This window comes from Bartonella sp. AP36NXGY (assembly GCF_042195865.1).
Classification (GTDB): Bacteria; Pseudomonadota; Alphaproteobacteria; order Rhizobiales; family Rhizobiaceae; genus Bartonella.
In genome coordinates, this window is record NZ_JBHIPD010000076.1 from 1 (window position 1) to 2,242 (window position 2,242).

At 37.6% G+C, this 2,242-nt stretch carries 3 protein-coding genes; 1 reads left to right on the plus strand and 2 read right to left on the minus strand.

Annotated features, from left to right (window positions below):
* Positions 1 to 464: 464 nt before the first annotated feature.
* Positions 465 to 1,283, plus strand: coding sequence for a DNA adenine methylase (locus tag ACFINX_RS09825; protein ID WP_375635109.1), 819 nt, complete (start codon positions 465 to 467; stop codon positions 1,281 to 1,283).
* Positions 1,284 to 1,380: 97 nt separating this feature from the next.
* Here ACFINX_RS09825 and ACFINX_RS09830 read toward each other — a convergent pair whose 3' ends face one another.
* Entirely contained in the window at positions 1,381 to 1,737 is a 357-nt protein-coding gene (locus tag ACFINX_RS09830) for a type II toxin-antitoxin system HigA family antitoxin (RefSeq protein ID WP_375624310.1), read from the minus strand.
* Positions 1,734 to 2,048 (minus strand): type II toxin-antitoxin system HigB family toxin, encoded by a 315-nt coding sequence (locus ACFINX_RS09835; protein WP_317993618.1) that lies wholly within the window; start codon positions 2,046 to 2,048, stop codon positions 1,734 to 1,736. The genes ACFINX_RS09830 and ACFINX_RS09835 overlap by 4 nt, the downstream gene beginning before the upstream one ends.
* Positions 2,049 to 2,242 lie beyond the last annotated feature (194 nt).

The following is a 2,242-nucleotide window of genomic DNA, read 5'->3' on the forward strand; positions in this document are numbered from 1 at the left end:
AAGCCCTTTAAAGAGCTTTTTGACTGACAGTGTCAGTTTTATGAAAGGCAGCTCTTGTTGTTATTGTTTCTCTATTGATTTGGAGAGCAAAATGGCAACAAAAGTAAATACTCTCTATCGCACTATAGCAAAATCATTCTTTATCTTTAGAAGAAGCCCCGAAATCACGGCGTGCTCCCTCTTCTATTCCAAAAGTTTTGTAAAGAGATTAACGGCTCTTAGCAAGCCGCTCTGATAACCTATCGCTATGAGAAATCTAGCGGATAACCCACAGCAATTATCCTAAAAACTCAAAAACAAGGAGAACGGAACAAAAAATAGAGGCTGGGCTGGTTGTCCAGCCAACGGGACTTAGTTTAGCGACAAACCCGTCCGATGCAACTCAACTCAACATCGCAGCCACTTCTTATCACTTGGAAACAGTGAGAAGATGGCTAATATAGATGGAAGAGTGTTAAAAAATGATGGATATACTTTGTAAAGAAAAATTAAAATCTATTGATCCTATAGAACCAGCTGCCGCTTATGTTGGTGGCAAAATAAAGTTGGCAAAAACCATTATCAAAATCATTGAAGGCATTCCCCATCGCACTTATGCCGAACCTTTTGTTGGCATGGGAGGAATATTCTTTAGGCGGAAATTGATTCCCTTATATGAAGTCATCAATGATCGCTCAGGCGATGTGGTGAATTTTTTTCGGGTGTTGCAACGCCATTATCACCCTTTTATGGATCTGTTGGAGTTCCAGATTAGCAGCCGTGAGGCGTTTCAACGTTTTACGTTACAAGATCCAAAGACGCTTACGGATTTAGAGCGAGCTTTGCGGTTTTTATATCTACAGCGGTTGAGTTTTGGTGGGCAGGTGGCAAAGCGTACCTTTGGAGTTGATCCCCACCGTGGTGCACGGTTTAACTCTTTCAAACTTGAAGGGTTCTTAAAGCTTATTTACCGGCGTTTATCAGGTGTCACTATTGAACATTTAGATTGGTTTGATTTTATCAGGCGTTATGACCGGCCAACGACCTTGTTTTACCTTGATCCACCTTATTGGGGCGTTGAGAATTGCTATGGCAAGGATTTGTTTAAGCGAGAGGATTACCAGACGATGTCCACACTGCTTGCACAATTAAAGGGAAAGTTTGTTCTGTCTCTCAATGATGTGCCAGAGATCCGAAAAACCTTTAGCCAATTTAAACTAAAAGAAGTGAATACATCTTATACATGTGGTTCAAATAATCCAATGCCGGCTCAAGAGCTGATCATCTCAAATTGCGATTTCTAAAACGAGAAATAATACATATTAAAGGGTCTTTAAATGATCTTTGAAGACCTTTTGAAACCCCTTAAAAATCTTTCAAAAAAATAAATTAGTATAAAACCTAAGCTATCAGACTTTCTAGTGGAATATTGAACTGTTGGTGCAAGTTTTTAATCATGCGCAGTGTTAATTTTCTTTTACCACTCAAGATTTCATAAACACGATTTAAATGACCAATCGCAGGAACGAGATCTTTAGCACTTAAGTTCATTTGTTCCATTCTAAATTTAATAGCTTCAATCGGGTGAGGAGGAGAAACAGGATAGTGTTCTGCTTCATACGCTTCAATCAACAACACAAGAACCTCCATTTGATCAAATTCTGGAGTATTCTCTTTAGGTTGATTGTCAAACATTGCAGACACAATTTCTAAAGCTTCTTGATACTCTCTCTCTGTACGAATTGGTTTGATATTCATTTCTTAAATTCCTTTAGTTCTACAGTATTAGCATCAATTGCATCATACTGTTTGTGTGTCCCTATAAATTTTATATAAAGCCAACCTGCTGGATAAAAGATTGAAACAACTAAACGATAATCATTGCCTCTAATATTAAAAACAACACGATTATTCTTTAATATGCTTGCATTTTTATACTTCTCTTTAATGTCATGAGGAGAACGCCACTGCGCATTTTTAGCTTCATCTACCCATGCTTTTAACGGTTGTTCAGCATCAGGATATCGAGCCCAAAAAGTTTGAAGTGTGGAGATTTTAACAATTTTCATAAGTTTATCCTGATTTTTATCAATCTTAGTACCATTTTGGGACCAAGTCAAGATATTTATAAAAAGAAAGTGCTTGTTGAAAACAAACCTTTCTCAAGAGCGGCTCTTTACCTCTCATTTTTCCCATTCATTTCATTAGCCAATATTTTAAAGGAGCATAAAGTATGGCAACAGGTTTTCTACACGGTGTTGAA